Annotated in this window: 21 protein-coding genes; 9 read left to right on the plus strand and 12 right to left on the minus strand. The window is 74.9% G+C overall.

Annotated features, from left to right (window positions below):
- Nucleotides 1-733: 733 nt before the first annotated feature.
- Nucleotides 734-3,232: a circularly permuted type 2 ATP-grasp protein gene (locus CBP52_RS13210; RefSeq protein WP_232514490.1), complete on the plus strand. Its 2,499-nt coding sequence runs from the start codon at nt 734-736 to the stop codon at nt 3,230-3,232.
- Nucleotides 3,229-4,149: a transglutaminase family protein gene (locus CBP52_RS13215; protein WP_094181347.1), complete on the plus strand. Its 921-nt coding sequence runs from the start codon at nt 3,229-3,231 to the stop codon at nt 4,147-4,149. Before CBP52_RS13210 ends, CBP52_RS13215 begins: the two co-directional genes overlap by 4 nt.
- On the opposite strand, the gene CBP52_RS13220 is transcribed toward CBP52_RS13215, so the two are convergent.
- The 3 genes from CBP52_RS13220 to CBP52_RS13230 all read right to left on the minus strand — a co-directional run bounded on the left by CBP52_RS13220 (nt 4,150) and on the right by CBP52_RS13230 (nt 6,637).
- Nucleotides 4,150-5,028, minus strand: a complete 879-nt coding sequence (locus CBP52_RS13220; RefSeq protein WP_094181348.1) for a hypothetical protein — start codon at nt 5,026-5,028, stop codon at nt 4,150-4,152.
- Nucleotides 5,029-5,238: 210 nt separating this feature from the next.
- The gene (locus CBP52_RS13225; protein ID WP_094181349.1) at nt 5,239-5,769 is read right to left on the minus strand and encodes a DinB family protein; all 531 of its coding nucleotides are present in this window, start codon (nt 5,767-5,769) and stop codon (nt 5,239-5,241) included.
- A 106-nt stretch (nt 5,770-5,875) separates the two neighbouring features.
- The gene (locus tag CBP52_RS13230) at nt 5,876-6,637 is read right to left on the minus strand and encodes a deoxyribonuclease IV (protein ID WP_094182380.1); all 762 of its coding nucleotides are present in this window, start codon (nt 6,635-6,637) and stop codon (nt 5,876-5,878) included.
- Nucleotides 6,638-6,806: 169 nt separating this feature from the next.
- On the opposite strand from CBP52_RS13230, the gene CBP52_RS13235 reads away from it, so the two are divergent.
- Both CBP52_RS13235 and CBP52_RS13240 read left to right on the plus strand, forming a co-directional pair.
- Nucleotides 6,807-7,496 (plus strand): TetR/AcrR family transcriptional regulator, encoded by a 690-nt coding sequence (locus tag CBP52_RS13235; protein WP_232514491.1) that lies wholly within the window; start codon nt 6,807-6,809, stop codon nt 7,494-7,496.
- A 5-nt stretch (nt 7,497-7,501) separates the two neighbouring features.
- The gene (locus CBP52_RS13240; protein WP_094181350.1) at nt 7,502-8,713 is read left to right on the plus strand and encodes an RsmD family RNA methyltransferase; all 1,212 of its coding nucleotides are present in this window, start codon (nt 7,502-7,504) and stop codon (nt 8,711-8,713) included.
- Between the two features lie 13 nt (nt 8,714-8,726).
- Here the strand turns inward: CBP52_RS13240 and CBP52_RS13245 are convergent, their stop codons facing one another.
- The 4 genes from CBP52_RS13245 to CBP52_RS13255 all read right to left on the minus strand — a co-directional run bounded on the left by CBP52_RS13245 (nt 8,727) and on the right by CBP52_RS13255 (nt 11,872).
- Entirely contained in the window at nt 8,727-9,848 is a 1,122-nt protein-coding gene (locus CBP52_RS13245; protein ID WP_094181351.1) for a cutinase family protein, read from the minus strand.
- A gap of 163 nt (nt 9,849-10,011) precedes the next feature.
- Nucleotides 10,012-10,599: a hypothetical protein gene (locus tag CBP52_RS18335; protein WP_369826355.1), complete on the minus strand. Its 588-nt coding sequence runs from the start codon at nt 10,597-10,599 to the stop codon at nt 10,012-10,014.
- Complete coding sequence (locus CBP52_RS18340) at nt 10,545-11,057, minus strand: hypothetical protein (RefSeq protein WP_232514493.1); 513 nt, start codon at nt 11,055-11,057, stop codon at nt 10,545-10,547. The genes CBP52_RS18335 and CBP52_RS18340 overlap by 55 nt, the downstream gene beginning before the upstream one ends.
- On the minus strand, nt 11,054-11,872 hold the full coding sequence (locus tag CBP52_RS13255; protein WP_094181352.1) for a patatin-like phospholipase family protein: 819 nt from the start codon (nt 11,870-11,872) through the stop codon (nt 11,054-11,056). Before CBP52_RS13255 ends, CBP52_RS18340 begins: the two co-directional genes overlap by 4 nt.
- 229 nt (nt 11,873-12,101) lie before the next feature.
- On the opposite strand from CBP52_RS13255, the gene CBP52_RS13260 reads away from it, so the two are divergent.
- Nucleotides 12,102-14,027 carry an NHL domain-containing thioredoxin family protein gene (locus tag CBP52_RS13260; RefSeq protein ID WP_232514494.1) on the plus strand — a complete coding sequence of 642 codons (1,926 nt, stop codon included), beginning with the start codon at nt 12,102-12,104 and terminating at the stop codon, nt 14,025-14,027.
- Between the two features lie 21 nt (nt 14,028-14,048).
- Here the strand turns inward: CBP52_RS13260 and CBP52_RS13265 are convergent, their stop codons facing one another.
- The 4 genes from CBP52_RS13265 to CBP52_RS13280 form a co-directional block, all read right to left on the minus strand.
- Complete coding sequence (locus tag CBP52_RS13265) at nt 14,049-15,458, minus strand: diguanylate cyclase (protein WP_232514495.1); 1,410 nt, start codon at nt 15,456-15,458, stop codon at nt 14,049-14,051.
- A 110-nt stretch (nt 15,459-15,568) separates the two neighbouring features.
- Complete coding sequence (locus CBP52_RS13270; RefSeq protein WP_232514496.1) at nt 15,569-16,249, minus strand: heme oxygenase (biliverdin-producing); 681 nt, start codon at nt 16,247-16,249, stop codon at nt 15,569-15,571.
- Between the two features lie 184 nt (nt 16,250-16,433).
- Complete coding sequence (locus tag CBP52_RS13275) at nt 16,434-16,655, minus strand: DUF6458 family protein (protein WP_094181354.1); 222 nt, start codon at nt 16,653-16,655, stop codon at nt 16,434-16,436.
- A gap of 102 nt (nt 16,656-16,757) precedes the next feature.
- Nucleotides 16,758-18,848, minus strand: coding sequence for an alpha/beta fold hydrolase (locus CBP52_RS13280; protein WP_094181355.1), 2,091 nt, complete (start codon nt 18,846-18,848; stop codon nt 16,758-16,760).
- Nucleotides 18,849-19,302: 454 nt separating this feature from the next.
- On the opposite strand from CBP52_RS13280, the gene CBP52_RS13285 reads away from it, so the two are divergent.
- The gene (locus tag CBP52_RS13285) at nt 19,303-20,232 is read left to right on the plus strand and encodes a type IV toxin-antitoxin system AbiEi family antitoxin domain-containing protein (RefSeq protein WP_157732627.1); all 930 of its coding nucleotides are present in this window, start codon (nt 19,303-19,305) and stop codon (nt 20,230-20,232) included.
- A 576-nt stretch (nt 20,233-20,808) separates the two neighbouring features.
- Here CBP52_RS13285 and CBP52_RS13295 read toward each other — a convergent pair.
- On the minus strand, nt 20,809-22,890 hold the full coding sequence (locus CBP52_RS13295; RefSeq protein WP_094181357.1) for a cytochrome c oxidase assembly protein: 2,082 nt from the start codon (nt 22,888-22,890) through the stop codon (nt 20,809-20,811).
- 329 nt (nt 22,891-23,219) lie between these two features.
- Between CBP52_RS13295 and CBP52_RS13300 the strand changes: the two genes are divergently transcribed.
- The 3 genes from CBP52_RS13300 to CBP52_RS13310 all read left to right on the plus strand — a co-directional run bounded on the left by CBP52_RS13300 (nt 23,220) and on the right by CBP52_RS13310 (nt 25,177).
- Nucleotides 23,220-23,765, plus strand: a complete 546-nt coding sequence (locus tag CBP52_RS13300; protein WP_094181358.1) for a ubiquinol-cytochrome c reductase iron-sulfur subunit — start codon at nt 23,220-23,222, stop codon at nt 23,763-23,765.
- Nucleotides 23,766-23,781: 16 nt separating this feature from the next.
- Nucleotides 23,782-24,180, plus strand: a complete 399-nt coding sequence (locus CBP52_RS13305; RefSeq protein ID WP_094182383.1) for a hypothetical protein — start codon at nt 23,782-23,784, stop codon at nt 24,178-24,180.
- A gap of 97 nt (nt 24,181-24,277) precedes the next feature.
- Nucleotides 24,278-25,177, plus strand: coding sequence for a hypothetical protein (locus CBP52_RS13310; RefSeq protein ID WP_094181359.1), 900 nt, complete (start codon nt 24,278-24,280; stop codon nt 25,175-25,177).
- The last annotated feature ends 3 nt before the right edge of the window (nt 25,178-25,180 follow it).

A 25,180-nucleotide genomic window follows, 5' to 3' on the forward strand; every position in this document is an offset into this window, starting at 1 on the left:
GAGCAACCACCGGCTCGGCAGACCCCACCCCCGCGAGACCGTCATTGCTCCGGATCAGGCCGCTCAGAACCGGAGCAACCGCGGGGTCGGCGGACCCCACCCCCGCGAGACCGTCATTGCTCCGCGTCAGCCCGTTCATAACCGGAGCAACCACGGGCTCGGCGCCGGTGTGGGCCGGCGGATCCCACCCCGGGCTCGGCCGACCCCACCCCCTGCGAGCCCGCCATCGCTCCGGGTCAGCCCGTTCATAGCCGGAGCAACCACGGGCTCGGCGCACCCCACCCCCGCGAGACCGTCGTTGCTCCGGATCAGGTCGCTCATAACCGGAGCAAGCGCGGGGTCGGCCGGCACGGATCGGCCGGTGGGGTCGGCGCAACCCGCCCCGCCCCCCGCGAGACCGTCGTTACTCCGGGTCAGCCCGTTCATAGCCGGAGCAACCACGGGGTCGGCAGACCCCGCCCCCGCGAGGCCGTCGTTGCTCCGGGTCAGGTCGCTCATGACCGGAGCACGCGCGGGGTCGGCGGGTGGGGGTTGGCCGGGGGTGGGTGGGGTGCTGCGGTGGCGTCGGGGCTGTGGCGGGGCGGGATGTGATGAGGGGCCGGCCCGTCCCCCGACGGCCGGCCCCACGGGGCAACCTTGCGTAATCCAGACGGAACCAGTCAAGTAATCACCTCGGCGCGTTCACGATGCGAGACGACGGCCGGTCTGCCTGGGCGTACGTCAGACTCGACAGGTGATCGACGCGCTCTCCTCCGCCGGTCCCCCCGGCGCGCCGGCGTGGCACTGGCTGCCCGAGCAGGCCGACGCGCCCTCGACGGCGGACCTGGAGCGGGCGCGCACCGAGGCCGAGGCGCTGCTCGCGGACCACGGCGTCACGTACGGCGCAGCCGACGAGCACGAGCCCTGGCGCCTCGACCCGGCACCCGTCGTTCTCGACGAGGACGACTGGGCCGGCCTCGAGGCCGGCATCACGCAGCGCGCCGAGCTGCTCGACGCCGTGCTGCAGGACCTGTACGGCGCACGCCGGCTGCTGACGGACACGGTCCTTCCGCCCACGGCCGTCGTCGCGCACCCCGGGTTCCTGCGCGCGGTCGACGGCCTGCGCCTGCCGGGCGGTCGCGAGCTCGTGCTCGCCTCGACGGACCTCGCACGCGACGACGACGGCACGTGGCTGTCGCTGGCCGACCGCACGCAGGCGCCCTCCGGCGCGGGGTACACGATGGAGGGACGGCGCGTCGTCGCGCAGGTGCTCGCCGGCGTCTACCGCGCGACCCCGATCGCCCGGCTCGGACCGTTCTTCCGCGCGCTGCGTCAGACGCTCCACGACGTCGCGCCGCCGTCCGCGAGCGCGCCACGCATCGCGCTGCTCACGCCCGGACCGGGCTCGCAGACGGCGTTCGACCAGGCCTACCTCGCCTCGATGCTCGGCCTGCCGCTGGTCGAGGCGTCCGACCTGGTGGTTCGCGACGGGCGGCTGTGGGTGCGCGCGCTGGGCGGCACGGAGCCCGTGGACGTGCTGCTGCGCCGCGTCGACGCCGCGTGGTGCGACCCGCTCGACCTGCGCTCCGGCTCACGGCTCGGCGTCCCCGGCCTGGTCCGCGCGGTGCGCGGCGGTGCGTTGTCGGTGGTGAACCCGCTGGGCTCGGGCGTGCTGGAGAACCCCGCGGTGCTGGCGGCGCTGCCGCGGCTCGCGCGCACGGTGCTCGACCAGGACCTGCTGCTGCCGTCCGCGCCCACGTGGTGGTGCGGCGAGGCGTCGTCGTTGTCGCACGTGCTCGCGCACCTCGACGAGCTCGTCGTGCTGCCGCTGTCCCGCGAGCAGGACGCGGTGCTCGGCTGGACGCTCGACGCCGCGGCACGTGAGCAGCTCGCGGCGCGGATCGCCGCGGAGCCGTGGCAGTGGGCGGGGCAGGCGCGCGTGGGCGGCGGCGCGGTCGTCGAGCCCGTGTCGTCCGACGAGGTCGCGCGGCCGGACGGTCCGGGCGTCGGGGTGCTGCGCACGTTCGCGGTCGCGCACCGCGGCTCGTACACGGTCATGGCGGGCGGGCTCGCGCGGGTGGCGCACGGACCGGTGGTGTCCTCACGCACGGGCGCGGTCGCGAAGGACGTGTGGGTGCTCTCCGGCTCGGTGGGCGATGCGGCACCGGACGCGGCCGAGGGCGTCACCGAGGTCGACGCCGCGCGGCGCACGCGACTGGGTGTGTCCTCCCGCACCGCCGAGAACCTGTTCTGGATGGGCCGCTACGCCGAGCGCGCCGAGGACCAGGCGCGCGACCTGCGGGTCGTCGTCGACCGGTGGGACGACTTCCACGGCCGGCCGCGCTCGGCCGGCGGCCGCGCGCTCGCCGTGCTCGTCGTCGCGCTGCGCGACCCGGACGCCCCCGCACCGACCCTGCGGGAGCTCACGCTCGAGCGCGGCCTCGACGGCTCGATCGCCGCGTCGGTGCGCGGCCTGGGCCAGGCGGCTGCCGCGGTGCGCGACCAGCTCTCCACGGACACGTTCGGCCCGCTCGCGCGCATCGAGCGCGCGCTGCGCGCGGAACGTGCGCGCCAGCGGGTGCCCGAGGGTGGGCTCGACCTGGGTGTCGACGACGCGCGCGCCGCCACCGCGGGCCTGCGCCCGGTGCTCGACCGGACGCTCGAGGGGCTGCTCGCGGTCGCGGGCACGGTCGCCGAGGGGCTCGTGCGCGACGTCGGCTGGCACCTGCTCGACGCGGGCCGTCGGCTCGAGCGCGCGCAGCACGTGGTCGCGTCGCTGCGCCGCACGCTCGTCGGGCCCCTCACCCGCACCGTGGAGGCGCACCTGGTCGACTCGGTGGTGCTCGCGCACGACTCCTCGATCACGTTCCGCCGCCGCTACGGGGACCACACGGGCGTCCCCGCGGTGCTCGACCTGCTGCTGCTCGACGAGAGCAACCCGCGCTCGTTGGCGTTCCAGCTCGACCGCCTCGAGCGCGACCTCGCGGGCATCCCGATGCGCGCGCGGCCGACGGACGAGCGCGACCGGCTCCTCGCGCAGGTGCGGGACCTGGTCGCCGAGCTCGACCCGGCGGCCGCCGCCACGACCGACGACGACGGGCGCCGCACGCGTCTCGCCGAGCTCCTCGACTCGATGCACTGGCGCCTGCTCGCGCTCGCCGAGGAGATCGAGGCGGTGCACTTCGCGCGGCCCGTCGCGGCGCGCGCCCTCGACGACCCGTGGGACGCGGGCGACGAGGAGGAGGTGCCGTGAGCCGCACGTACGACCTCGTGCACCGCACGACCTACACCTACCCGCAGGAGGTCACGGACTCCTACGGCCGGACCGTCATGACGCCCCGGGACCTGCCCGGTCAGACCGTCCTGACCAGCCACGTCGAGGTGGACCCCGCCCCCGCGGACACGGCGGTCCAGCACGACTACTTCGGCAACCGCACCACGTTCTACGCGGTCACGCAGCCGCACACGACGCTCGTCGTGACCGCCCGTTCGACCATCGAGATCACGCGCGGCCGCCCCGACGCCGGCGCGCTCCCGCAGGTCGCGTGGGACGACGCGGCCGAGGCCGTGGCGACCGGCTCGGCCGCCGCCGCGTTCTCCTCCGACGTGCTCGTGCAGGTCCGCGAGATGGTGCTCCCGTCGACGCACGTCACGTTCGTCGACGAGGTGCGGGCGTGGGCCGAGCCGTCGTTCGTGCCCGGTCGGCCGCTCGCGCACGTCCTCGTCGACCTGTGCCACCGGATCCGCCACGAGCTCACGTACCGCACCGGGTCGACGACCGTGCACACCACGCAGCGGCAGCTCCTCGCGCAGGGTGCGGGCGTGTGCCAGGACTTCGCGCACCTGATGATCGCGGCGCTGCGGCTGCACGGGGTGCCCGCGCGGTACGTCAGCGGGTACATCGAGACGCTCCCGCCGCCGGGGCGCGAGAAGCTGCGCGGCGCGGACGCGTCGCACGCGTGGGTCTCGGTGTGGGTCCCGGGGGCCGGGTGGGTCGACGCGGACCCGACGAACGACCAGCTCGTCGACGACCGCTACGTGGTGCTGGGCTGGGGCCGCGACTATCACGACGTCCCGCCGCTGCGGGGCGTGATCTTCACCGAGGGTCGCGGCTCGAAGCTGTCCGTGCAGGTCGACCTGGTGCCGGCGGGGTCGCCCGCGTTCGAGTGATCAGCGCGGGGGGACCGCGCGGCGGGTGACCTCGTCGGACCGCACGACGAAGCCCCCCTCGTCGACGACCGTCCCGCCCGCGGCACGCCACAGCGCCGCCGTGACGCGCGCGATCGTCGGTGCGACGCGCTGACGTGCGATCGCGGACAGCGACGAGTCGGGGTCCTCGCCGTCCGCGGGCCGCCAGCGCACGTGGTACGCCCACGGCCCGTACTCGCGCCAGTCGAGGGTCGCGAGCACCGCGGGCACGTCGTCGGACCGCGCCGAGCGCAGCGTCACCGTGCCGTCGTAGTCGAAGACGGCCGTGACCGCGCACTCCTGCGGCCCGCCGCCCACCTGCGTCGGGACCTCCGTGGGCGAGACGCGCGCCCCGACCATCGCCGGACGCACGAGCGGCAGGACGTCGCGCGGCGCGAGCGGGACCGGCGACCACAGGGTCAGCCCGGGGGCGCCCTGCGGGTCGGGGACGACGACGTCGGTGCGCGACGCGGGCACGAGCAGACCGCCGGCGTGCCGCGCGGCGGCCGTGCACCACGCGCTCAGCTGGGGCGAGGCGGGCCCCTCGACGCCGTAGAGGTCGAGCGCCTCGCCGGCGCGCAGTCCGGTCGCGCGCACCTCGTCGGACGTGAGGGGACGCGGCCCGACGAACACCGCGCCGCCCACGGCGAGCCGGCCGGGCACCGCGCTCGGGGCGTCCTGCACGACGATCCCGCGGAACCGCGCACCCGTCATCGGCCGGGCGACGGGCGCCGCGGTCGCGGGCTCGCGCTCCCATGCGGCGTCCGCGAACCACGCGCGCGCGAGCGCGAGGAGGTCGGTGCCCTGGGGCAGGGCGAGAACGTGCTGGTCGGTGAGCTCGACGGGCAGCGTGACGTTCATGGGAGCGGACGCTAGGGCACGGATGCTGCGCTTGTGTTTCGTCCGTGTCACTTGGTGCGAGTGACACGTTTCGCCCGGTCGTCCACCGGCCGTCCACCCTCCGGAGCGTCTCGTCCACCGGTCGGCGCGCGCTCGTCCACAGCCCGTACGCGCGGATACCCACGGGTGTGGGTAAGCCTGTGGATAACGCGCGCCCGGCGACGACGCGCGTCAGGCGCGGACGTCGTGCAGGTGGTGCACCACGTCGTGCAGAAAGTACTGCCCGAGCGTCCCGACCGTGAAGAACGAGCCGTTCGACCGGCGGCCCGTCCGCTCCCAGGCGTCGTGCGGCACCTCGTCGAACGCCGCCGCCGTCGCCTCGCCCGCCTCGACCAGCTCGTCGGCCACGACCGACGGGTCCTGCAGGTCGTACCGGTCCGCGAGGGCCGTGGCGTCCTGGTCCCAGTTCTCGAACAGCGGGTCGTCATGCTCGAGCATGAGCGCGAGGCGCTCACCGAAGATGCGGAACACGTCCCGCACGTGCGCGCCGTACTCGAGCACCGACCACACCGCAGGCGCCGGGCGCTCCCGCGCGTCCGTGCGGCTGAGCGCGGAGACGTAGCGCGGCAGCAGGTCCCGCACGGTCGGCCCGATGTGCCGCGGGTCGACGTCCGCGGCGGTGAACCCGCACTCGCCGCACCGCTCGTACAGCACCCAGGTCCAGTCCTTCTCGTCGGGCACGATCGTGTCGGGTTCGCTCATGCCCCCGCACGCTAGCAACGCGACCTCTCGACGACGAGAGGGTCCACCGCCGTTCTCGCACCCTTCTCTGCCACGGTGCCGGTCCGCCCCCGGTCGGTCGCGCGGGTCAGCCGGCGAGGGCGGCCTTGAGGAACGCGATGTCCTCGGCCTGGCCCTCGGCCGGGGTCTCGACGACGGCGTCGCAGCCCGCCTCGCGCACCACGTGCGCGATGAGCTCCGGCGGGATGGTGCCGTGCGCGAAGCTCGCGTGCCGGTCCCGGTTGGACCCCGCCTCGTCGCGCGAGCTGTTCGCGTGCACCAGGTCGATCCGGCCGGTGATCGCGGTGACCTGCTCGACCACGGTCTCCAGGTCCAGGCCCGACGCCCACGCGTGGCACGTGTCGAGGCAGAAGCCCACGTCGTACTGCCCGATCGCGTCCCACAGCCGCGCGATGGCGTCGAGCGTGCGCGCGCACGCGTTCTCGCCGCCCGCGGTGTTCTCGACGAGCACGCGCACCGGGAACGTGGCGCGCTCGAACGTCTTGCGCCAGTTCTCGACGCCCACGGCGAGGTCGTCCCCCGCGCCGACGTGCCCGCCGTGCACGATCAGCCCGCGCGCGCCCAGCGTCGCGGCCGCAGCGCTGTGCTGCGCGATCATGGTGCGGCTCGGGATCCGGATGCGGTTGTTGGTCGACGCGACGTTGACCAGGTAGGGAGCGTGCACGTACACCCCGAGACCGCTCGCGACGATCGCGTCGGCGTCCTCGCGCGGGACGGGCTTCCTCCAGCCCTGCGGGTCCGCGAGGAACACCTGCACCGCCTGCGCGCCGGTCTCGGCGGCGGCCGCCACCGGGTCGTCACCGCGCGTGTGCGCACCGATCAGCACCACGTCGTCACCCTCGTCCTCGTCTCGTCGTGCCGGCCCGTGCCGCGCCACGTCGCTCGACCCCCGACGCTAGATGCGACCCCCGACACGCATCCACCCCAGGACGCCGCGGCTACGCGCTCGCGCACAGGGCGCGTGAAGCGGATCTGACATGTTGTGTCATGCTGTCAGCATGCCCAAGATCATCGGCGGGTCCCTGCACGAGCACCGCGAGCAGACCCGGCAGAAGCTGTTCGCAGCGCTGTCGACCCTGATGGCCGAGCGCGGCTTCGACGCCATCACCCTCGCCGAGATCGCCCAGGCCGCCGGCGTCGGCCGCACCGCCGTCTACAACCACTTCCCCGACAAGGAGGCGCTGCTCGTCGGGTTCATCACGAACGAGACCGAGGAGTACGCCGCGACGCTGCAGCGCGCGCTCGACGACCTGGACGACCCGGTCGAGCGGCTGCGCACCTACGTCAGCCAGCAGATCCAGCTCAAGCGCATCTACCACCTGGCGCCCGGACCCGAGCTGCGCAGCGTCCTGTCCCGCCAGACGCAGGCGCGCGTGCGCGAGCACGTCGTCGTCGTCGAGCGGATCCTGCGCGAGATCCTCTCCGACGGCATCGCGTCCGGCGTCTTCCCGGACCAGGACCTCGACACCACGGTCCCGCTGGTCAACGCGTGCCTGTCGGGCCGTGGCGTCCCCGACGACGGGCCCGAGCGCGAGCGCGCGATCGTGCAGACCGAGTCGTTCGTGCTGCGGGCGGTCGGCGTGCAGGTCCTGCCGGGCACCCCGGTGGCCGACGAGGCCGCCACCGCCTCCGACGACGACGTCACCACCTCGTCCGACGAGCGCGTGCCCGCCGCGCTCACGGCCTGACCCGCGTGCCGCAGCAAGGCCGCCGCCCGCACGCCTCCGCAGGCCGCGCGGGCTCGTCGGGCCGCGCGGGCTCGTCGGACCGCGCACCCTCGTCGGGCCGCGCGGGCTCGTCGGGCCGCCGCCGTCCCGCGCCCGCGCGCGTCGCGAGCCCTCCGTCGCCGCGCCGCACGCGCGTCGAGCTGACGTTCCTCGGCGGGCTGGGCGACGTCCTGGCCGACGAGGTGCGCGAGGTCCTCGCCGTCGACCCGCGCCCCGTGCCGGGGCGGGACGACGCCCTCGTCGTCGACCTCCCCGGCGACCGGCTCGCCCAGGTGCGCCGCCTGCGCACCGCCGTCGCGGCGTTCGTCGTCCTGCACCACGACGTGCCGCGCCCCAAGTCCCTGCTGTCGGGCGAGCACCTGCAGAGGATCGTCGACGCGGCGTACGCGTCGCTGCGCGTCGCGGGGTCGTCGACATTCCGGTTCGAGGCCGCGGGCGCGGACTCGGCGGTGTTCGCGCGGCTCGGTGACGAGCTCGCGCGCGCGACGGGCCTCAAGCACGACGCGACCGACGGCGAGCTCGTCGTCAAGGTCCGGCGCGGTGCGCGGCGCGACGAGCGGACCGACCCGGGCTGGGACGTGCTCGTGCGCGTCGGCCCGCGCCCGCTGTCCGCCCGGTCCTGGCGCGTGGCGGACTTCCCGGGCGCCGCGAACGCGACCATCGCCGCCGCGATGGTGCGGCTCGCGGGCGTGCGGGACGAGGACCGCGTGCTCAACCTCATGTGCGGCTCGGGGACGCTCCTCGTCGAGCGCCTGCTCGCGGGGGGAGCCGCGGGGGCCGTCGGCATCGACCTCGACGAGCACGCGCTGGCCGCCTCGCGTGAGAACCTCGAGGCCGCGGGGCTGACCCGCCAGGTCACGCTCGTGCGGGCCGACGCGCTCGACCCGTCGGTGTGGCCCACCGGCCCCGCGACCGAGCCCGCCGACCTGGTGCTCGCCGACCCGCCGTGGGGCACGCTGCACGGCTCGCACGCCGACGCACGGGCGGTGCACGCGGGCCTGCTGCGCGCCGCGCACGCCGCCTCCGCACCCGGCGCGCGGCTCGTCGTGCTCACGCACGAGGTCAAGGTCATGGAGGCCGCCGTGCGCGAGGCGGCGGCCCTGTGGCGCGCGCACCCCCCGGTGCGCGTCTACGCCAAGGGCCACCACCCCCGCATCTGGCTCCTCGACCGCGCCTGACGGCGCGCCCGGCTCAGATCTTCATCGAGCAGGTCGGCTGTGTCGTGCTCGCCGCGGAGCGCCAGCCCTTGTTCTTCGCACGCGCGGCGATGTGGTGCGCCACCCAGTCCTCGTAGCAGTCGTACGCGCTCCCGTGGACGGTGAGCCCGACCTTGTCCCAGCTGCAGATGTCGTCCGCGCTCCAGCACCAGCTGTTCACCTGCAGCTTGTCGGTGAGGCCCGTGAAGGTCGTTCGCTTACCGGCGATCCCGTTGTCACCCGCCGCCATGATGGGGCGGTGGAAGATCCCGGCGTCCGCCGAGTTGCGGCGGGCGTCGGCGAACAGATGGACCTGCGTGACCCGCTTCTTCGCGGCGGTCGTGAGGCCCTGGAACGCGTTGCCGACCACCTGACCGCCCTGCGAGTAGCCGAACAGGACGATGCGCGCGCTCGGACACGCGCCGATGATCCGGTTGACCTGGTTCGACGTGTCGTTCGTCCCGATGGTGACCGAAGTCCCGTAGTACGACGAGAGGTCCAGCGAGCGCCAGTTCGCGGGGTTCACCGCGGGGTAGTTGACCATGTTCGCCTGGAACTGGCTGCGCGTCAGGCCGAGGCGCTTGCGCGCGTCCTCGTAGACCGCCAGGCCCCGTGAACCCAGACCGCTCGCGTAGGCCGACGGGTTCGTCGACGGCGAGGTCGGGTTCTGGTTGGAGCCGCGTGCCGAGATGAAGTACCCGGACGCACAGCCGGCGATGCCCGCGCGCTTCGCGCCCGTCCCCGACGCGTTCCGCGCGGCGACAGCGAACTGACCGGACGCGTACGTGGCGTTGACCTCGGACGTCAGCAGGTCCGAAGTGCGGTAGGACGTCACCTTCCCGAGCGTCGCCACCGTCGTCCACGTCGAGCCGACCACGAGCCAGCCATGCCCGGACTGCTCCTGCCGCACGGGCGTCTGGCGGTACACGGTGTAGCCGGTGGCGCCCGACACCGTCGGCCACGAGAGCTGGTAGCCGCCGGACGCCGACCGGGTCACCGTCAGCGACGTCGGCTTCGCAGGAGCGGCTGCCTGAGCTGGCGAGGCGAGGACGGTCAGCCCCAGGATCGTGGCGGCGAGCGCGGCGATGCCGGCGCGGAGACGTGGGCGGTAGACCATGATTTCCCCCTGGTTGGGTCGGTTGGTCGGAAGTTATCGCCCTGGGACCCCCGCGCCGGGCGGCATTCGGGTGATGCGGGCGCCCGAACGGGTGGGGCGTGCGACGCCCGCCGTGCACCTGTCCCTCGAACGGACCGGACCGGACTGCCCTGCCGCGGCAGCGCTACTGCTGACGGCCGGCAATCCACTCGTCGATGCGGCGCCAGTGGTCGAACAGCCAGGCCTCCTGGTCGGTGGTCGTGCGCGGGACGTCGTCCGGCTGCACCGACCAGCCCTTCATGACGATCTCCTTGTCCATCGGCAGCTCGCGCCAGATGTCCGCGACGGTGACGAGCCGGTCGAGGCCGGTGTGCGCGATGAACACGACACCTGCCTGCGGGGCCGCGTCGAGCGCCGACAGCAGGCCGCCGGCGTGCGGGGCCATGACGTGCGCCATCTGCTCGGCCTGCGCGGCGAGCTCGGTGCGGCCGGCGCGGCGCAGCGCCTCGATGCGGCCGAGCCTGCGACGCGGGGTCACGTTGCCGCCCTCGGGGAAGATCAGCAGCGCGTCGTCGTGGTCCAGCCCGCGCGCGAGGTCACCGACGAGGTCGGACATGCCCGGTCCGGCCGCGGGGCGCGCGCTGCGGGGCGTGACGAACTGCGTGGGCAGGCGGTTGAGCAGCACGTCGATCGCGGGGTCCCACTGCAGGGTGTCCTTCAGGACGATGCGGGGCTCGCGGTCGAACCGGGTGAGCAGGGCGTGCACGAGGATGAACGAGTCCCCCGGCCCTGCGTGGCGGCTCGCGACGACGACCGGCCGCCCTCGAGCAGGTGCCCGAGGTCCGCGTCCTCGACCACGATGCGCAGCCGCAACGTCCAGCGCACCTGCCAGAACAGCACGTCGAGCATCCGCGCGGCGAACACGTAGTGCGCGCGCTGGAGCGCGGGCGCCCGCAGCTGCCACCCGAACCCGCTGCCCACCCAGAGGGCGAACGCGACGACGAGCGCCACCGCGTCCCAGTACAGGTAGAACACCGCCATCCACACGGCCCGCACGAGGCGCAGCCGGCCGGGCAGGAGCCACGTCATCACCGCTCCGACGAACGCCGCGAGCAGGACGCCCACGGGCAGGACGACGAGCGCGAGCAGCACGACGAGCGGGGCGAGCACCACGCGGCGCACCCAGCGGGGCGGGAGCCGCCAGATCGGCGCACCGCCCTGGTCGGTCATCGCCCGTCCAGGTAGGCGCCGCTCGCCGCGTAGGCCGCGTCCATCCGCGCACGGACCGTGTCCATCCGCTTGTACGACGAGAGCTTGTCGTCGCCCTTCGTCGGACCGCCGCTCGGCAGCACGTGCACCGTGACGCCCTCCGGGGCCTCGTCGACCTCGCGGGAGAACCGGTGCCGCCGCGCGATCTCGAAGCTGACGCGGGCGACGTCCGACGGCCGGTCCGGGTTGGTCAGCGGCTCCTCGATCCGCCCGACCTGCAGCACGTACACCGCGGTCGCACCCCGCCGCCACGCCTCCGACAGGGGGATCGAGTTCACGAGCCCGCCGTCGACGTAGTGCTCGCCGTCGATCTCGGTGGCCGGCAGGATCCCCGGCACCGACGCGGACGCCATCACGGCGGGCAGCACCGGGCCCGAGTCGAACCACTTCTCGGCCGCCCGCTCGATGCACGCCGCCGCGACCGCGAGCGGCACCGTGAGGTCCTCGAACCGCGTGTCCGCGCCGATCATGCCCGCGACCAGCTCACGCAGCGGGCTCGGGTCGTTCAGGTGCGTGCGGGAGCGCGCGAGGCGCGCGAGCTGCTTGGGCCACGAGTCCCCGTAGACCGCCGCGGCCGCGGGTGACGCCCACGCCTCCGCGAGCCGCTCGACCACCGCCGGCGTCGGGTCCGCCGCCACCGCGGAGCCGTTGATCGCGCCGATCGACGTCCCGACGACGACCTGGGGAACGATCCCGCGCTCGAACAGCGCCCGCAGCATCCCGACCTGCACCGCGCCGCGCACGCCACCGCCGCCGAGCACGAAGCCCACGCTCATGCAGCCGATCGTGGCAGACCACCCCCGCCCCGCGATCCCTCCCCACGGGTGGTCCGCGACCCCGCGCTTCCTCCGGGTGTGCGACCGCTGAGCCGGAGCAACCGCGGGGTCGGGGCGGGGACGGACGACGAGACCGTGGTCGCTCCGGGATCGACGTGTCAGAGCCGGAGGAACGACGGGGTCGGCGGGGTCGGCGGGGGGCAGCCGTGGGAGCGGTGAGAATGGGGGGGTGACTGAGGTGAAGGCGGGGCGGCTGCCCCGGGTGCGTGCGTCGGAGCTCGTCGGCCGCGGGTGGCTCAACACCGGTGGGCGGGACGTGACGCTCGCGGACCTGCGCGGCAAGGTCGTCGTCCTCGACTTCTGGACGTTCTGCTGCATCAACTGCCTGCACGTTCTCGACGAGATGCGCGAGCTCGAGGCCGAGTTCTCCGACGTGCTCGTCGTGATCGGCGTGCACTCTCCGAAGTTCGTGCACGAGGCGGACCCGGTCGCGCTCGCGGCGGCGGTCGAGCGGTACGAGGTGCACCACCCCGTCCTGGACGACCCGCAGCTGCACACCTGGCAGGCGTACGCCGCGCGGGCCTGGCCGACCCTCGTCGTGATCGACCCGGAGGGGTACGTCGTCGCGCAGATGGCGGGCGAGGGGCACCGGCACAACCTCGAGGTGCTGGTCCGCGAGCTCGTCGCGGAGCACGACGCGAAGGGCACGCTGCACCGCGGGTCCGGACCGTACGTCCCGCCCCAGGCCACGCCGGGGACGCTGCGGTTCCCCGCGAAGGCGGTCGCGCTGCCGAACGGGCACCTGCTCGTGGCCGACGCGGGCCACCACTCGCTGGCCGAGCTCGAGGCCGACGGCGAGACGCTCGTGCGGCGCATCGGCGCGGGCGAGCGCGGGCTCGTCGACGGCGGCCCCGACGAGGCGCGGTTCAGCGAGCCGAACGGCCTGTGCCTCGTGCCCGACGAGCTGCGGCCGTGGCTCGGGTACGACGTGCTGGTCGCGGACACCGTCAACCACGCGCTGCGCGGCGTGCGGCTCGACGACGGCACGGTGACGACCGTCGCGGGGACCGGTGAGCAGCTGATGGTCGGTGCGTCGGACAACGTGTCGGCGGAGCTCGGCGGCGGCACCGGGGCGGGCTTCGCCGGGCCCGCGCGAGCCGTGCGGCTCTCGTCGCCGTGGGACGTCGCGTGGTCGCAGGAGTGGGGCGCGTTCGTCGTCGCGATGGCCGGCAACCACACGCTGTGGGCGTTCGACGACAAGGAGGGCTCGATCGCGCACGTCGGCGGCACCATGAACGAGGGCCTGCTCGACGGCCCGCTGCCGGAGGCGTGGTTCGCGCAGCCGTCGGGCCTCGCCGTAGGCCCGGACCGGCGGATCTGGCTCGCGGACTCCGAGACCTCCGCGCTGCGCGTCGTCACACCCACGCACGCGACGATCGGCGACGGCACCGTGCGCACGGTCGTCGGCGAAGGCCTGTTCGACTTCGGCCACCGCGACGGGCGGGCCGACGAGGCACGGCTCCAGCACCCGCTCGGCGTCGCCGTGCTGCCCGACGGCTCGGTGGCCGTGGCCGACACGTACAACGGCGCGGTCCGCCGCTACGTCCCGTCGCGCACCGACGACGAGCCGGGCGAGGTCACGACGATCGCCACGGGCCTGGCCGAGCCGAGCGGCCTCGTCGTGCTGGACGAGGGTACCGACGCGGTGCTGCTCGTCGTCGAGTCCGCAGCCCACCGGGTCACGCGGGTCGCGCTGACGGGCGTGGTCGACGCGACCGTCGACGGCGGCTCGCACCGCACGCAGCGGCCCGTCACGGACCTCGCGCCGCGGGTGCGCCTCGACGTGGTGTTCACGCCCGCGACGGGGCAGAAGTACGACGACCGGTTCGGCCCCTCGACGCGCCTGCAGGTCTCGTCGACCCCACCGACGCTGCTGCTCGAGGGTGCGGGCGACGACGTGCCGTTCGAGCGCACCCTGGTGCTCGACCCGGCGGTCGGCGAGGGGGTCCTGCACGTCACGGCCCACGCCGCGTCGTGCGACGACGACCCCGCGGTGGAGTACCCGGCGTGCCACCTCAACGCGCAGGACTGGGGCGTCCCGGTCCGTGTCACCGCCGACGGCGACGCAGCCCTGACGCTCCCGCTGCACGGCTGACGCACGGGACCGGCCCGTCCGTCAGGAGGCGCCCTCGATGGCGACCGCCGTCAGGGCGTGCAGCGCGGTCGTGACCACCGGACCCTGCGCGGCGTTGGGGGACGAGCCGATCTCGACGAGCCACGACCCGTGCACCACCTGCGTGACGAGCTGCTCGCTCTCCCCGTCGGCGGGGCTCCCACCCCGCGCGATCGCGGACGCGGCCCCGTCCCGCTGCATGAGCACGGCCCACGCCGACCCGCCGAGCGTCTCGGTGGTCGCCGCGGCCATCGCGCACAGGCGCGGCACCGCGCCGGACTGCGCCGCGGTGATCGCGGCGGCACCCGCGACGACGACCCGCTCGGCCGTGACCGACGGGTCCGCGATCGGCACCGCCGACGCACGTGCCCGGGCCCGCGCGCGCTTCACGCGGTACTGCGCGATGTCCGCCCGCCGGAACAGGTTGCGCGCCGAGATCTCCCCCGTGATCGCGGTCGACGCGAGGCCGTAGGAGATCGCGGCGCCGTGCGGCAGCGGGAAGTCCGACGTGGTGCTGGACATGACCTCCGCGACCTCGGCCCGGTGGTGGCCCACCGTGACCAGGCAGAACTCGTCGCCGCCGAGGCGGGCGGCCGTCGAGCCCGGCAGACGGTCCGCGGCGCGGCGCAGCACGTCCGCGACCGAGCGCAGCAGGTCGTCACCCGTGTCGTGGCCCAGCTCGTCGTTCACGCGCTTGAGGCCGTCCACGTCGCACATGACGATGCAGACCTCCTCGCCCGACTCGAGCGCGGCCTCCGCGGCCGTGTCGGCGACGCGGCGGTTCGACAGCCCGGTCAGCGGGTCGTCGGCGACGAGGTGGCGGATCTGCTCCTCGAGGTCGACACGCGCGATCGCACCCGCCGCCAGCGCCGCGACGACCTCGGCACGGGCGAGGTCGTCGATCGTGAAGAGCCCGTTCTCCGGCCCGCGCATCGCGAACAGCTCGCCCCACACGGCACCGTTCACGACGATCGGCGCGGCCAGCGAGCTCGCGGCGCCGACCTGCTGCAGCATCTCGATCTCGACCGGGTCACCCGCGTCCGGGTCGCCCGGCTGCGTGGGTGCCCCGGTGACGTCCTGCGCGTGCGCGATCCACGACTCCCGCTCCCGGATGAGCCGGCGCAGCGCGGGCCGGTCCTCCGCGCGGTACGAGCCGCGCAGCCGCCAGACCTGGCGCGGGTCCGTGGCCGGCTCGGTGTGCAGCACGTGCAGCGTCTCCTGCTCGATGCGGCACGTGGCCGCCAGCCGGGCCTGGAGCACCTCGGCCGCGACGGCCGCCGCGGTCTGCACGACCTCGTCGAGCGAACGCGCGTGCTCGAGCCTGCGGGCGGCCATGGCGAAGCCGCGGACACCGCTGAGAGCCGCCGCGGCTCGTCGGTCCGCGCGCGCTCCGGCCGTCACCCGTGGCGTCACGGGGACATCATCGCGTGCCGGGACGCCTCGCGGACACCTCGCGGCACCCGAATCACTCGTTCCGCACAAATCGCCCGCGTCGGACCGCCCGACGAGGCCGCGACAGAGGGTCAGGCGGCGACGAACCGCTCGCCGAGACCCGCGAAGACCGCCTGGTTCAGCCGGAAGGCCACCCGCGCCTCCGCGACGGTCGCGGCGCGCCGCTCGTCGTCGAGGGGCAGCGCGTCGAGGCGCTCGCGGTACACGTCCTTGAACGGCTTGAGCCGGTGGATCTCGGGGAAGTCGTAGAACGAGACGCCCTGGTCCGGCACGCCGTAGTGGCGTTGCACCATGCGCTTGACCACCTGGCCGCCCGAGAGGTCGCCGAGGTAGCGCGTGTAGGCGTGCGCCGCGTACAGCGTGAGGTCCGACGAGCACGCGGTGAGCCGCTGAGCGTAGGCCCGGGTCGCGGGCAGCAGCTCGACCCGCGCCGCCCAGTCCGGGCCGATCAGGTGCGCGAGGTCCGACTCGATCGCGGGCAGTCGCGTCAGCTCGTCGAACACGAGGCCGTGGTCGCCGCCCGCCGCCCGCAGCGTGGCGCCCGCGTTCTCGAGCGCCGCGTAGATCGCGAGCTGCTGGACCGCGAGCGCGGTGTAGGCGTCCTGCCCGAGCCGGCCGCCCATGAGCGCCTCGATGAACGCCATGCCCTCGGCCTCGCCGTGCACCTCGCGGGTGCCCTCGCGCAGTGCGTGGGACAGCGGCTGGTCCAGCGGGAGGTGGGTGCTGCCTCCAGGCACGGAGGTCGTCGTCACGGGCGTCTCTCTCGGTCGTGGTCGCACGGTGATGACGTGCTGTCAGGAACAGTACGCCACGAAGTAAGGATGCCTATGCTCACTCGACCGCCGTCCAGATGCCGGGACGCGAGCCGCGCCCGGGACGACGAAGGCGCCGCGCAGCCCGTCGGCCACGCGGCGCCCGTCGTCGGACCAGCACTGGTCACACCGTCGGCGGCGGCACCTCCCGGTGCTCCACCACGGCCGTGTGCGACGTCCTGGTGCGCTGCGAGTTCAGCACCAGCGCGAGGATGAGCATGAGCGCGCCCGCACCCATGCAGATGTACCCGATCACCGTCAGGTTGACGCCGTCGATCGCGTCCCTCACCCCGAAGGCCAGGATCGCGCCGATCACGAGCAGCCCGATGCCGCCACCGATACCCATGCGTGACTCCCTTCGTCGACGGCCGTCAGGCCGCGCCCAGATCTCGGAGTCTCGCCCGCGCCGGCACGAACCGCTCGCCGAACGTCCCTTTCGTCCCGGTTCTCAGCCCAGGACGTCCGGGTACGCCACCGCGTCGTCACCCGTCCGAGCGAGCACGTGCTCGGCCAGGAACGCCTCGACCGTCGCGTACCAGACCACCGCGTGCTGCGGCTGCAGCACCCAGTGGTTCTCGTCCGGGAAGTACAGGAACCGGTGCGGCGAGCGCCCCTCGTCGTCGGCCGGCAGACCCGACTTCGCGAGCAGCTCGTACCACAGCCGCAGCCCCTCGCCGATGGGCACCCGGTAGTCCCGGTCCCCGTGGATGACGAGCATCGGCGTGCGGATCCGCTCGACGAACCGGTGCGGCGACGCCTCCGACGCCATCTGCTCCGTCATCTCCCGCTGCCAGTAGAACGCCGCGTCCGTCGTCGGGCCGAACTGGTCCAGCGCCCACAGGCTCGCGTGCGTCACGATCGCCCGGAACCGGTCCGTGTGCCCCGCGACCCAGTTCGCCATGTACCCGCCGAACGAGCCGCCCATCGCCGCCGTGCGCGTCTCGTCGACCGCCTCGTGCTGCTCCGCGACGTCCGTGACCGCCATGAGGTCGGTGAACGGCGCCTCGCCCCACGCACCCCATCCCGCCTGCACGAAGTCCTGCCCGTACCCCGTCGACAGCGCCGGGTCCGGCAGCAGCACCGCGTACCCCCGGGCGACCAGCAGCCACGGGTTCCAGCGCCACGACCACGCGTTCCACGAGCCGAGCGGCCCGCCGTGGATCCACAGCAGCAGCGGCGCCGGGCTCGCGGCGTCCGCACCCTCGGGCAGCGCGAGCCACGCCCTCACCCGACGCCCGTCCGCGACCGTGGCCGTGACCTCCTCGAGACGCCCCGGCAGCTCGGGTGTCGGCGCCGGCGACCGCAGCGCCACGGCCTGCGTCGGGACGCTCGTCAGGTCGATCCGCACCGGGTGCGCGGGCGCGAGGTACGACGAGCGCAGCGCGTACGCCGTGCGCCCGTCGGGAGCCACCCGCACGTCCGTGAACGCCGCGTCGTCGCTGGTCACGCGCGTGACCGTGTCCGGCGCACCGGCGTCGCCCAGGTCCACCCGGAACACCGGCGCGCGGCCCTCGTCGTCCGCGACGACCAGCAGCCCCGACGAGTCCGGGAGCCACACCGGGCTTCCCGGCCACCGGTCCCAGTCCGCCGCGACCACCCGCGAGTCGCCACCCGCGAGCGGCACCAGCCGCAGCCCGACGCGCGGCGCCAGGTGCGGCGTCGAGATCGTCTCGTACCCGAACACGACCCACCGGCCGTCGGGCGACACCACCGGCGAGAACGCGTCGAACGCGTCGTCCTCGACGAGCGTGCGGCGCTCACCGGACGCCACGTCGACCACGACGAGCACGCTGCGCTGGTCACCGCGCGCCCGCGGCCGGTTCCAGCCCGTGACGAGCGTCGTGCCGTCCGGGGAGATCGCCGCGTGCTGCTCGACCAGCGCCGCACCCACCTGCGGGGTGCGGTCGGCGAGCGTCAGCCGGGGCTCGTCCTGACCCGCCAGCGGCGCGTCGTCGGCGCCCGTGACCAGCGCGGAGACGTCCGCGGTGAACAGGTGCGGGAAGCCGGGGCCCAGGTCGTGGTCCCAGAACCGCACGGGGTACCCGTCGTGCAGGATCGCGCCGACCTTCTTCTCCTTACGGTCCTTGCGCAGCCTCTCGTCCTGCTCCTCGTCGGCGGCGCGCGTCAGCACGTCACCCGTGAGCAGCACGACGTCAGCCGCATCCGCCGTCGTCGGGCCACCGAGCCCGCCCTTGCGCGCCGCGACCACCCGCGCCTCCGCACCGTCCCGCGGCAGCAGCCACAGCGCCGGCGGGTTCTCGTCGTCCCCGTCCTTCGCCGCCGGGTCCGGGCGGGCGCTCGTGAACAGCAGGTCACCGGCGGCCGTGAACGCCGCCCCGCCCTCCGACTTCGCCGACCGGGTCAGCCTGCGCGCGGGCCTCTCGCCCGCCGGGTCGACCTCCCACAGCGCGGTCACGTACGCGGTCTTCTTCGCGTCGAGCGTCGAGACGCCGACGACGAGCCGCTCCCCGTCGGGTGACAGCGCGAGCCCACCGACCCGCGGGATCCCGACGTACTCCTCCAGCTCAGCGATCCTCATCCCCCCGTCCTACCACCCCACCCCCACACCACCCCCCACCCCATCCCGCCCCCGACGCCTCGGCCGACCCCACCGCGCCGGATCCCGGAACAACCCCGGTCTCGACGGCCCGCTCCCCGCGACCCCGCGCTTACTCCGCCCCAGCCCCGCCACACCCGGAACAACCCCGGTCTCGACCGGACCGTCCCCCACGACCCCGTGGTTGCTCAGGCTCAGCCCCGCCACACCCGGAACAACCCCGGTCTCGGCCGGACCGTCCTCCGCGACCCCGCGGTTGCGCAGGGTCTGGGCGGCGCGAGCCGGAGGGATGGCGGGATCGGCCGCACGATCGGCCGGTGTCGCGGCCGTGACGCCTTCGTCGCCACCCGACCACAGCCCCTCGACGGGGCAGGTGCATCCACAGGTCGCGCGCAGCGCCGACCGTCCCGGCCGCGCGACGCGGTGTCCTGTGACCGTGCGGACCATCACACTCCCCGACGACGCCCGGGCGCTCGCGCTCCGGCAGGAGGGGCTGCTCAGCAGCCGCCAGTGCGACGACCTCGGGCTGCGCCGGGACACCCGGAGCCGCCTCGTCGCGGACGGGCGGTGGGCTCGGGTGACACGCGGCGTCTACGACGTGAGCCCGGTGAGCCCGACCACACCCGACGGACGCCGACGACGAGCCGCGTGGCTGGCGATGCTCGCCTACGGTCCGGACGCGGCGGTGGCGGTCGGCGCGAGTGCGCTCGCGCTGCACGGCGTGCGGGGTCTGCCCGCGACGATCCGCCCGGAGGCGGCGCTGCCGGAGGGGTCCGCCCGACGCGCACGCGACGGCGCCCGTGCCCGGTGCTTCGACCCGGTCGCCACGGTCCCCGTCGGCGACCGACGGATCGCCGGCCTGGCCGACGCCCTCGTCAGGACGCTCCCGGAGCTCCCGCGCCGGAACGGGCTCGCGGTGGTGGACGACGTCCTGCACCGCCGCCTGCTCGAGCCCGACGAGGTCGCGTCGCTGCTCGGCCGGATGGGGCGCCGCCGCGGTGTGCAGCGGGTGCGGACCTGGTGGCCGTACGTCGACGGACGGGCCGAGTCGCCGTTCGAGAGCTTCGCACGCCTCGAGTGCATCGACGAGGGTCTTGCGCCCGACGAGCTGCAGCTCGAGATCCGCCCACCCGACGACGCGGGAGTGGTGCGCGGCGACCTGGCGTGGCGGCTGCGTGGGGGGCGGTGGCTCGTCGTCGAGCTCGACGGGGAGGAGTTCCACACGTCACCGGACGCCGTGCTCGCCGACCGCACGCGCCAGAACCGGATCGCGTCGGTCGGGTGGGTGGACCTGCTGCGCTTCGCGTGGCCGGACCTCGGCACGCTGCGCATCCCGAACCACGTCCGCCGCGCCCTCACCCGCTGACCATCCGGACGAGCAGACCTCGCTGACCCGGACCGCCCCGACCACCCCGAGGTCTGCGCCCCACGTCCGACCGACGAGACCGTCGTAGCTCCGGGTATGGCGCAGCAGAGCCGGCGCAAGCACGGGGTCGGCAGACCGGTCGACGACGAGACCGTCGTTGCTCCGGCTACCGCGGGCCAGAGCCGGAGCAACCGCAGGGTCGGCGGGAGCGCGAAGTCGATGGGAGCGCGAGGTCGACGGGAGGACGAGGTCGACGGGAGAACGGGGTCGACGGGAGGACGGGGTCGACGGGAGGACGGTCGGCAGACGCGCGGGCGACGAGACCGTCGTTGCGCCAGGTATGGGGCAGCAGAGCCGGAGCAACGACGGGGTCGGCAGTCCGGTCGACGACGAGACCGTCGCTGGTCCGGGTATGGCGCGGCAGAGCCGGAGCAACCGCGGGGTCGGGGGTGGGGTGGGCCGGGGCGGGGGTCAGGGGGTGGTGGGTCAGGGGGTGGTGGGTCAGGGGGTGGTGGGTCAGGGGGTGGTGGGTCAGGGGGTGGGGGGTCAGGGGGTGGGGGGTCAGGGGGTGGGGGGTCAGGGGGTGGTGGGGTTGCGGGCCTCGAGGGACTGGAGCATCGCGTTGTACGCGTCGAGCTCGGGGTCCTCGTCGCGCGTGCGGCGGTCGCGCCGACGTGCGCGGCGGTCGTCGTCCCGGGACCAGGCCAGGGCCACGCCGATGGCGAGCGCGAGCGTGGGGAGCTCGCCGATGCCCCACGTGATCGCACCGCCGGTCTGCTGGTCGGCGATCGCGGACGCGCCCCAGGGGCGGCCGAGCAGGCCGAACCAGTCCGCGACGAGCAGCGACTCGCTCGAGACGAGCGAGACACCGAAGAAGGCGTGGAACGCCATGGTGGCGAACAGCGTGAGCAGCCGCTGCGGGTAGCCCAGGCGCCGGGGGCCGGGGTCGATCCCGACGAGCGAGTTGACGAACAGGTACCCGGCGAGCGAGAAGTGCACGACCATGAACAGGTGCCCGACGCTGCTGCGCAGCGACCACTCGAACAGCCCGGTGTAGTAGAAGAGCAGCATCGACACGACGAAGTTCACCGCGGCGACGACGGGGTGCGCGAAGAACGAGCCGAGGCGGCTGTGCACCAGCACGAGCAGCCACTCGCGGGGTCCGCGGGACACGTCGCCGGCGAGGGCAGCGGAGCGCACGGGCAGGGCGCGCAGCGCGAGCGTGACGGGTGCGGAGAGCGCGATGAACACGGGCACGACCATCGCGAGCACCATGTGCTGGATCATGTGGGCGCTGAACAGCACGTGCCCGTAGGTCGCGGGTCCGCTGTTCGTCGTCCAGCCGAACAGCAGCAGGCCGACGGTCCACGAGGCGGTGCGCGCCCACGGCCACGCGTCGCCGCGTCGCCGCAGCCGCCGGACCCAGCGCAGGTACACGACGATCCCGGCGACGGTCGCGAACGCGAGCAGCAGGTCCCAGCGCCACTCGGTGAACCACCGCGCGAACGTGGGCTCGGGCGGGAGCGGGTGCCCGGTGACCTGGTAGGCGGGCGTGGGCGCGGCGGGGGGCTCCTCGGGCACGGGCGGCGGGCTCGACGCGAGCGCGACCGCGACACCGGACACGGCGCCCATGACGACGAGCTCGACGAGCACGAGCCGCCAGAACAGGCCCGTCGCACCGAGCCGGGGGGCAGATGCGCCGGCCGACGAGGCCGTGGTGCGGTCGGCGAGCGCGCTCACGGTCCGACGACGGTGCAGCAGCCCCAGCCCGGCGAGCGCGGCGAGCAGGGCGACCTTCACCACGAGCAGCACGCCGTACCGGCTGTCGAGCCCGGCGAGCGACCCGATGCGCAGCCACGCGCTCACGAGCCCGGACACGGCCACGGCGGCCACGCACCACCCGGCGATCACGGAGTACCGGGCGACGGCCGGGGCGAGGTCGCGCCCGACGACACGCACGAGCACGGCCAGCGCGGCGAGCGCCCCGATCCACACGGCGGCGCCGACGAGGTGCACGAACAGCGCGGAGGTCGCGAGGTCGTGCCCCGCGGCGCCGGCGGCGTGCCCGAGCTGCGCGAGCTGCCAGAGCGCGACGACGCCGAGCAGCAGGGTCCAGGCGGCGCCCGTGGGGGTGCGCACGACCATGGCGAGCGCGGTGGTGACGGCGGCCAGCACGACGACGGTGCCGAGCGTGCGGCCCAGCTCGATCTGCGTGGCGAACAGCCACAGCTCGTCGCCGAACTGCGGGTCGGTGAGCGAGGTCCCGGCGACGTTGGCGTAGGACAGGACGAGCTGCGCGGTCGCGGCGAGCGTCCACCCGCCCGCGGCCCACGCGGCGACGAGCGGGCTGTGCGGGTAGGCGGCTCCGTCGGCGGCGGGCGTCGCGCGGGCGGGGCGGCGGGCGCCGGCGGCGCGCTCCTCGCGCCGGGGCAGGACGCAGACCGCGAGGACGAGCGCGCCGATCGTCGTCGCCGCCAGGACCTCGCCGAGCGTCTCCGCGACGGGCAGCCCCCACCGGACGACGGGTCCGGGGTCGAGCACGAGCGCGGGCAGCGCGGCACCCGAGAACGCGATCCCGACGACGGCCGCGGCGACGGCCACGACGACGAGCACGGTGGTCCGCCACGGCCCGGGCCCGGCGGCACGCCCGACGGACATCACGCGCCCCTGCGACCGACGACCGCACCACCGACGACGGCGCGACCGGCCACCGCCCGACCGCTCACGCTCCGACGTCTCACGCACTGCACGCCCTCAGGATCCCCCACCCGCGCCGGGGGACCCCCCGCGGAGCACTCCGGTGTGGCGGGGAACACATCCATGGGCAGCGATTGTTGCTCACCGGCAGGTGACGCACAGCCATCCGCCCTAGCGTCTCCACCAGCGGCTGCCGACCGGCGGTCGTCGTCACTGCGCACCCGGTCACGAGCCCGCGCAGAGCACGGCAGGAAGTCCCGAGCCACGCACGCGAGCGTCCGGAGGCGCAGATGACCCGCACGACGACCCGACCCGCACCCGCAGAGCAGGGTGCCGAGCAGGACGCACCGCATCAGGACGCGCCGCACGACGAGCACACGAACGGCTGTACCGGCTGCCTCGACCGACGCCAGGTCCTGCGCGGCGCGGGCGGCGTGACCCTGGCCGCGGCGGGTGTCGTGGTGCTCGCCGCGTGCGGCGGCACGGCGGACGCCGGCGGCGCGACGACCCCGGGAGCCGGCGGAGGCACGGGGTCGGGCGCGGACGGTGCGCTCGCGCAGGTCGCGGACGTGCCCGTCGGGGGCGCGCTCCTCGTCGAGGCCGGCGGGCAGAAGCTGCTGCTCGTGCAGGAGACGGCGGGCACGGTCACGGCGCTGAGCGCGATCTGCACGCACCAGGGGTGCACGGTGCAGCCTGCGGAGGGTGAGCTGGACTGCCCGTGCCACGGCTCGACGTTCCAGCTGGACGGCACGCCTGTCTCGGGTCCGGCGAAGGAGCCGCTGCCGGCGGTCGCGGTGCACGTCAAGGACGGCGCGGTCTTCTCCGGGACGGCGTGAGGTGGCCGGCGGACCGGTGGCCGCGACGCGCCCGGTGGCCTGGCCCTGGCGGCTGCTGACCGCGCTCGCGGTGGCCGCCTCGGGCGCGGTGCACCTGTACCTGGTGGGCTCGCAGGGGTACGGCGGCGGGACGGGGAACTGGCTCGAGACGGCGTTCTGGCTGCAGGGCGTCGGCGGGCTCGTGCTCGCGGTGCTGGTGCTGGTGTGGCGCTCGCCGCTGCCGCTGCTGGGCGCGGTGGCGTACGGGCTGTCGACGCTCGTCGGCTTCCTGCTCGCGGTGTACCTGCCGGACGGCCTGTTCGGGGTGCAGTCGGTGTGGGGCGGCTGGCCCGAGACGGTGTCGGCGGTCACGGAGGTGCTCGCGGTGGTCGCGGGCGCCGCGGCGCTGCTGGCCGAGCGGCGTCGGCCCGTCTGACCCGTCCGCCGCGGGTGCGAGCCCGTCAGGCCGGGCCGTCTCAGGTGCCGGGCCCGGTTTGACCGTTCGGTCCCCTCTCGTCGAGGGTCTCGACGTCATGACCTCCACCTCGACCCGCGCGGCCGCCGCGCCCCGGCTCCTCGCGTCGCTCGTCGGGCTCGTCACGCTCGGCTCGGGCTCCCTCCTGGCCGCGTGCTCGTCGTCCCCGGACGGGGCGGACGCGACCCGCCCGGCGCCGACCGTCACCACGACGGGCCCCGCCGGCGCGGGCACCCCGCCGGGCCCGGAGGCGACGGGTGCGAACCCCGCGGACCCGGCGCCGGTCGCACCCGCGTCGTGCACCGCGATCGAGCTGGTCGAGGGCACCGCCGTGACGAGCGACGCGCTCGCGACGTGCCTGGCCGACCACATGCGCTGGGCCGGCAGCGGGCACGAGGAGATCCGCCTGGCGGGCACCACCACGCTCGTCGACTGGGTGCTGACGCCGGAGGGCCTGCACGGGGTGCTGGACCGCGACCCGGGCGGCCGTGTCGCGTTCACGCCGGACCGCGGGTGGCAGCAGGACGGGACGGGCTGGGTCGAGGGCGACCCGGGCGGCGACTCCGAGGCCGCGCTGGTCGCGCAGGGCGTCGACATCCTGCGAACGTCCCTCGAGCCGGAGTTCCTCGCCGCGATGATCCGGCTCGCACCGGGCTTCACCGTCGCGGGCCGCGAGGAGGTCGAGCTCGCCGACGGGACGACGACGACGCTGTGGGCGATCCGCGCGGACGCACCGTTCGCGTCGCTCGCGCAGAGCACCACCGACGAGCTCGTCGTGTGGACCGCGACGCCCGGCCCGACCGCGCGGATCGACATCACGTCCACCACCCCGGGGGCGGGTCAGGGCACGTCGACGACGTTCTTCACGCGGTGGGGCCAGCGCCCGGACCTCACCGAGCTCGCCGAGCTCGCCGGCCTGGACCTGGGCGCAGGCTCGTCGCCCGAGCGTCGGGACTGACGG

The organism is Cellulomonas sp. PSBB021, assembly GCF_002240455.1.
Lineage (GTDB): Bacteria > Actinomycetota > Actinomycetes > Actinomycetales > Cellulomonadaceae > Cellulomonas > Cellulomonas uda.